This is a genomic window from Clostridiales bacterium (assembly GCA_017961515.1).
In the GTDB taxonomy this organism is placed as follows: Bacteria; Bacillota; Clostridia; order Acetivibrionales; family RGIG10202; genus RGIG10202.
The window spans coordinates 1-6,477 of the sequence record JAGCXC010000070.1 but is presented as its reverse complement, the minus strand read 5'-3'; the positions used below and the strand labels follow the sequence as shown (position 1 = coordinate 6,477).

General features: G+C 33.3%; 7 protein-coding genes. All 7 read left to right on the top strand.

Features of this window, described 5'->3' with window-relative positions; all coding sequences use genetic code 11:
- Window positions 1–83 precede the first annotated feature (83 nt).
- Window positions 84–959: a hypothetical protein gene (locus J6Y29_04820; protein MBP5427193.1), complete on the top strand. Its 876-nt coding sequence runs from the start codon at window positions 84–86 to the stop codon at window positions 957–959.
- The gene (locus J6Y29_04815; protein MBP5427192.1) at window positions 938–1,576 is read left to right on the top strand and encodes a tetratricopeptide repeat protein; all 639 of its coding nucleotides are present in this window, start codon (window positions 938–940) and stop codon (window positions 1,574–1,576) included. The genes J6Y29_04820 and J6Y29_04815 overlap by 22 nt, the downstream gene beginning before the upstream one ends.
- Window positions 1,577–2,221: a hypothetical protein gene (locus J6Y29_04810; protein MBP5427191.1), complete on the top strand. Its 645-nt coding sequence runs from the start codon at window positions 1,577–1,579 to the stop codon at window positions 2,219–2,221.
- Window positions 2,222–2,224: 3 nt separating this feature from the next.
- On the top strand, window positions 2,225–4,024 hold the full coding sequence (gene uvrC, locus J6Y29_04805) for an excinuclease ABC subunit UvrC (GenBank protein MBP5427190.1): 1,800 nt from the start codon (window positions 2,225–2,227) through the stop codon (window positions 4,022–4,024).
- Window positions 4,025–4,131: 107 nt separating this feature from the next.
- Window positions 4,132–4,902, top strand: coding sequence for a PHP domain-containing protein (locus tag J6Y29_04800; protein MBP5427189.1), 771 nt, complete (start codon window positions 4,132–4,134; stop codon window positions 4,900–4,902).
- Window positions 4,902–5,882 (top strand): DNA-binding protein WhiA, encoded by a 981-nt coding sequence (gene whiA / locus J6Y29_04795; GenBank protein MBP5427188.1) that lies wholly within the window; start codon window positions 4,902–4,904, stop codon window positions 5,880–5,882. Before J6Y29_04800 ends, whiA begins: the two co-directional genes overlap by 1 nt.
- 23 nt (window positions 5,883–5,905) lie before the next feature.
- The coding region (locus J6Y29_04790; GenBank protein ID MBP5427187.1) for a PHP domain-containing protein at window positions 5,906–6,477 on the top strand (572 nt) is incomplete at its 3' end.

Here is a 6,477-nt window from a genome sequence, read left to right as displayed (position 1 = left end):
GCAGACAAGGCTAGATATGTTGCATATAAGACCTTAAGAAAGGTGCAAAAGAAAATAGGACTCGTACAATTCTAGGAGCTCAGATGTTTGGATACGTAATACCAGATAAGGCTAATATGTATGTTAAGGACTTCATGATGTTCAGAGCATACTATTGCGGGCTTTGTGTGGCGTTAGGAAAAACAGGAACACCAATAACGAGACTTTGTGTCAACTATGACTCAGCGTTTTATTCAGCCCTCTTACATTGCTTGGCCGAAAAAGATGTTGAGGTTAAGAATTGTCACTGTATAATCCATCCAGTAGGTAAAAAGCCTATTGCTACAGTTGACGATATAACAAAAGAAGTGGCAGATCTTAGTGTTTTATTAATTTATTATAAGGCGCAAGATGATGTACAAGATGGAAAGAAAAAAAGAGTATTTGTTAAAATTAGATTAGCCTCAAGAAAAAGGGCAGCAAAGAAAAGATTGCCAGAGGTTGATAAATGTATGAATGATTGTTTTGATGCACTAGCCGTCCTAGAAAAAGAGAACTCCGCATCAATAGATAAAGTAACAGATACAATGGGAATACTAATGAGGGATGTAACCAAAATAATGATGGCTAAATACAGACCTCTAACTAAGGAAGAAGAAGATTTCACATATGCCTTAGGAAAGATAGTATATATTATGGATGCAATAGATGATTTAGAAGAAGATTCTAAAAAAAATAGATATAATCCATTTATTGCAAAATATGGTAAATGTGAAAACAAAAAAGAGTATATAGAGCAGCATAAGCAAGAATTAGAATTTATTTGTAACAGCACATATAATGATTTAGCAGATGCTTATGATGAAATGAATGTAAAAGTGGCAGAGGGAGTTCTTTCTAATATTATTTATAAGGGAATTCCAATGCAAATTGGCAAGCTACTTGAAGGAGAGAATAAATGTCATACGACCCGTTTGTAATCTTAGGTGTAAGCCGCGATGCATCTCAACAAGAGATACTCGACGCATACAAAGCCAAAAGGGCCGAATTGAGTGAACAATTGTTCCAAGAAGGCGAAGCTGGTGCTGAAGCGGCACGCCAAATTCGTATATTAGATGAAGCTTATCAAAGTGCTATGGAGATTAAGGAAACCGAAAACGTAGTAGAAAGTGATGAGTCTTCAGTATTTGTAAATGTTACAAATTTAATTAAATCAGGAGATTTAGAAGGAGCACAATCGCTTCTAGACCAATTATCTTATAGAGGAGCAGAATGGCATTACCATCAAGCAAGAATATATTATGCAAAGAAATGGTATGATGAGGCTAAGTCACAATTAGCAGTTGCCATTGAAATGGACCCAAGTAATGCCAAATATAAGAGAGTTTTAGATAGAATAAACGAGCGTGCCAATACAGAAGGTAGGGCAACTGAACAAAGAAGTTATACTAATGTAGAAAGAGAATCCCAAAGAACATACGGAAGACAACAAAGAGGAGATGATACAGGTAGTTCAATTTGTTCTATTTGTGCTGCCTTATGGTGTGCAGATACATGCTGCGAATGTATGGGTGGGGATTTAATCTCCTGTTGCTAAATGAAAAGACGTAATCCAAATAATAATTTAAAAAGAATCCAGCGTATTTATGAGGTTGCTCTAGCGGGCATAACTACAGCGCTGGTTTTTTTATTGCTAGCATTATCTATGATAGTTAGATATGGATCAATTGGCTTTTTCTTTTTTGCAGCTCTTGCACTAGTCCTTCCACTATATAAGAAATACTATTTTGCATCCATAGCATCATATATTGCAGCATCTCTATTATGTCTTGCGATGCCTTATGATATTATGTCTGTAATGGGATTTATATTCTATTTTGGACCTATATCTATAGCATCTATTATTATGTATGAAAAACATGTAAAATGGTTTATAGCCTATCCTATAAAGGCTGTATATATGGCAGGATCTATAGCATTCCTATATTATGTTGCAGGCAATGTTATGTTTGATTTCAATATAATTAATTCAATCCCATTTTGGGCAATTGAACTTATAGGAATAGTAATATTGCTAGTGCTAGATATAGCTCAAACATTTATATATAGATGGTTTGCACCTATTGTTGGCAAGGCAATTAGAGATAAAAATAAGGCTGAAAAAGACAATCCTATAATCGTAAATGAAGATGATGATGAACAAGAAAAAGACCCTTTTGGCGAGGATGAAAAAGAGGAATAATGCATGATTGATTTTAAAGAGAAATTAAAAGATGTTCCTGCAAAACCAGGGGTTTATATGATGTTAGATGATACATCAAGTGTCATTTATGTTGGTAAAGCCAAAATTTTAGTTAATAGACTTAGACAGTATTTTAACAATTCAAGCAAGCCAGAAAAGGTAATGGCTATGCTAGAACATGTGGCTGATTTTAGATATATTATTTGTCAAAGTGAAGAAGATGCACTAGTTACTGAAAACAATCTTATTAAGGAATACAAACCACACTACAATATCCTTCTTAAAGATGATAAGAACTATCCATATATTAGAGTCGGTATTAAAGAAAAGTATCCATCTGTAACATATACAAGAAAACTCTTTAACGATGGTGCCAAGTACTTTGGACCTTATATGGTTAGTGTAAATATTAGAGACATTTTTGATTTAATTCATACCGCATTTAAAATTAGAGATTGTAGACGAGATTTAGAAAAACCATCTAGACCATGTTTGTATTATCATCTAGGAAGATGTCTTGCACCTTGTAAAGGAGATGTTTCTCCTGAGGAATATAAGGAAGAGATTAATAAAGTCATTGCCTTCTTAAAGGGAGACGACAAAGAGATTGAAAAGAAACTAAGAGAAAAGATGGAATATTTCTCTAAACAACAGAACTTTGAAGTAGCTCTTGCATATAGGGAAAAACTTAAGACTTTAGATAAACTCATTAGAAAACAAGTTAGTGCTATACCAAAGGATTATAATTTGGATATATTCGCTTTTGCTTCAAATGGTCTATTAACTGCGGTTAATCTAATGGTTGTTAGAGGCGGAAAGTTTGTAGGCTCAGATAACTTTATTACAGATGGTATTGTTGAAGATAAATCTCAATACATTTATGCTTTCTATGAAAAGAATAAGCCAATTTGTGATGAAATCGTTCTTCTTGATATAGATGATAAAGATTCTTTATCAAAATCCGTTTCCAAGTTGGCAGATAAAAAGCTTTTAATATCTACTCCAGAAAAAGGAATAAGAAAGAATCTTTTAGATTTAGCATTTGAAAATGCCAAGGAAGCACTAGAAAAATATGGTGTTCAAGAAGACAGGAAGAAATTAAGAACAATTGGCGCAGTCCATCAACTTCAGGATGTCCTTAATCTCAATTACACACCAAATAGAATAGAGTGTTATGATATATCTCATATATCAGGCGTTGATAAAGTAGCTAGCATGGTTGTTTTTGAGTATGGAGAGCCAAAGAAGTCACATTATCGTAAATTTAGAATTAAAGATGTAGAGGGCAATAATGACTTTGCCTGCATGAAGGAAGTGCTAGGCAGAAGATTTAAAAGAATGCTAGACCCATCTGAGACAGATGAAAGTTTTAAAAGTACACCAGATCTAATTTTATTAGATGGTGGGGCAATCCAACTCAAGTTTGCAATAGAGGCTATGAATGAGACTGGTGCTAATGTTGAGATGATTGGTCTTACAAAGAAAGACGAGGAAATAATACTTCCATATGAAGACGATCCTATTTTCTTGCCATTAGATTCACTAGCACTTCAACTTTTACAAAGATTAAGAGACGAATCTCATAGATTCGCTATTAGTTTTCATAGAAGTTTACATAGTAAAAGTGTATCTCTATCGACATTTTCTCAAATTGAAGGAGTTGGAGAGAAAACTGCTAAAAAGTTATATCAAGAATTTGGCAGTTTAGAGAATGTTAAAAACTCTAGCGTAGAGGATTTAGTTAAAGCAGGAATTGGAAAAGCTCTTGCTACTAAAATTTTAGATTATTTAAAAAACTTGTAAAACCGTCCTATTTTTAGTATTGAATAAAACACAAAATTGTGCTATTATAGTTTTACTATTGAAAACTATATTGTTTTATGTTTTTATGATAATTTAAGGGGAGAAAAATGGAAATATTTGGTGATTATCATTTACATACAGTTGCATCTGATGGATTTAATACCATTACGGAACAAGCTCGTGCAGCAATTAAGGCCGGATTAAAGGAAATTGCTATTACGGATCATTCGTTTCGAACATTATTTACATCCATGTCTCATCATAAGTTTTCAAACCAAACTGAAGAGATTAGTATGCTTCATACTGTAGATGATTATGATATAAAAATATATCATGGGGTTGAAGGTAATTTAATTAATAAGAATGGCGATATGGATATTCCAGCAGATGTTATGCCAAACATTGATTTATTATCAATGGGATTCCATAGATGGCTAGAACCACCAGTATGGAATAATAATTTAAAATATATAATAACTAATGGCTTTGGTTCATATCATTCTCGTGAAAAATTAAGAAATATTAATACTTGGGCTTATTTAAGCGCAATAGAAAGATATCCTATAGATGTTTTGGTTCATTTACAATCTAGAACTTTGGTAGATGCTGTTGCTGTATGTGAAGCTGCCGCAAAAAAGGATATCTATATTGAACTTAATGAAAAGCACATAGATGAAATAGCTCCAGATATAGATAATATTATGGCAACAAATGTCTATTTCATTTTAGGCAGTGATGCGCATAAGTCCAGTAAGGTAGCAAAATTTGACAAAGTATCTGCTTTTATTGAGGCACACAATATTCCACTAGATAGAATAGCAGGCATTGGCTTCCAGCCAACATTTAAGAATAAAACAGGATATACAGAGAAGAAATAATGTCAAAATCTGAATTTAATGAGAACTTGGTAACTGAAATATTAAAGAAGGCCTCTCAGTTCAACACACAAGAAGAGAGGTTTTCTTATCTTTCTGCTATTGGGAAAGTAAATGGTTCTATAGAATATACAAACGGAAGAATGAATTTTGTGTTCAGTGTTCCTACCGTTGACATTGCTATGAATATCGTAGATATTCTAAAGAAAGATTTTCCAACATTAATAGAGATTTTGATGCCAAAGACAAAGAATAATAAAGGATCCGGAGGAAAACACTATGCTGTTTGTGTTCCAAATGTCATTACTGTTGATGTGATGAGAGATTTGGGACTTATAAAAATGAAGGATGGAGAAGTTATTGCCTTTGTTTCAACTATTCCAGAACTTGTATATAAATCCCAAAAGAATACAGAGGCATATTTTGACGGATTGTTTGTTGCTTGTGGAGCAATATTTGTACCATCAATGAACGAAAACAATAAAAAGGATGGCTATCACTTTGAGTTTGCTCAACAATCAGAAGACTTGTCAGATTCTCTAGTGCAATTACTTAATATATATGGCATACATCCAAAGACAAGTGAAAGAAATCAAAATATCTTGGTTTATCTAAAAGATAAAGATGAGATATTGGGTATGCTTGGAATATTGGGCGCAGTAGAGAGCGCAGCTGCCCTTAAAAACATTATTAATGAAAGACTAACATCTAATATTATAAATCGTTCTGCTATTTGTGAGGCTGCAAATTTAGATAAAACATTTGTTGCAGCATCTAAACATTTGCTAGCAATTGGCAATATAGAAGAGGCAGTTGGATTAGATACTTTACCTAAAGAATTATATGATACAGCTCAGGCAAGGATGAGTATGCCTCAAGCATCGTTAACTGAACTATCAGAGGTTTTAGGTGTATCAAAAAGCTGTTTAAACCATCGATTACGTAAAATCGTTGAAATTGCAGAACAATATACCGATAAATAAAAAAGATATAGATTAGGAGACATATGGGAAAATTCGTACACTTGCATTTACATACAGAGTACTCACTTCTTGATGGATGCGTAAGACTTACAACAGGTGCCAAACATGATGTTCACCCACTTGCAGATGCTCTCAAGGCTAGAGGCATGGATGCTGTTGCCATAACAGATCATGGCAATATGTATGGTGTATATTCTTTTGTAGAGTCTTTAAAAGGAACAGGTATTAAGCCTATTATTGGTGAAGAGTTTTATACCTGTGACAACATGTATGAAAAAAATAAAGATGATAAAAGACATCATTTAATTTTGCTTGCAAAAAATGATGTTGTATATAGAAATTTGATCAAGTTGAGTACATTGGCATTCATAGATGGTTTCGATGTAAAGCCTAGAATTGATTTAGATTTACTTGAAAAACACTCAGAGGGTCTTATCTGTCTTTCTGCTTGTATAGTTGGTGCTATTCCAAGACTATTGCTTGAAGGAAAATATGATGATGCAAAAGCATATGCTATTAGATTAAGGGATATGTTTGCACCAGGTGATTTTTATATTGAACTTCAAGACCATGGTATAGAGGAAGAACTTAGGGT

What these genes read in the sequence shown, in the direction of transcription:
- J6Y29_04820 (MBP5427193.1), top strand. Translation starts at nt 84, where the DNA reads ATGTTTGGATACGTAATACCAGATAAGGCTAATATGTATGTTAAGGAC.
- J6Y29_04815 (MBP5427192.1), top strand. Translation starts at nt 938, where the DNA reads ATGTCATACGACCCGTTTGTAATCTTAGGTGTAAGCCGCGATGCATCT.
- J6Y29_04810 (MBP5427191.1), top strand. Translation starts at nt 1,577, where the DNA reads ATGAAAAGACGTAATCCAAATAATAATTTAAAAAGAATCCAGCGTATT.
- uvrC (MBP5427190.1), top strand. Translation starts at nt 2,225, where the DNA reads ATGATTGATTTTAAAGAGAAATTAAAAGATGTTCCTGCAAAACCAGGG.
- J6Y29_04800 (MBP5427189.1), top strand. Translation starts at nt 4,132, where the DNA reads ATGGAAATATTTGGTGATTATCATTTACATACAGTTGCATCTGATGGA.
- whiA (MBP5427188.1), top strand. Translation starts at nt 4,902, where the DNA reads ATGTCAAAATCTGAATTTAATGAGAACTTGGTAACTGAAATATTAAAG.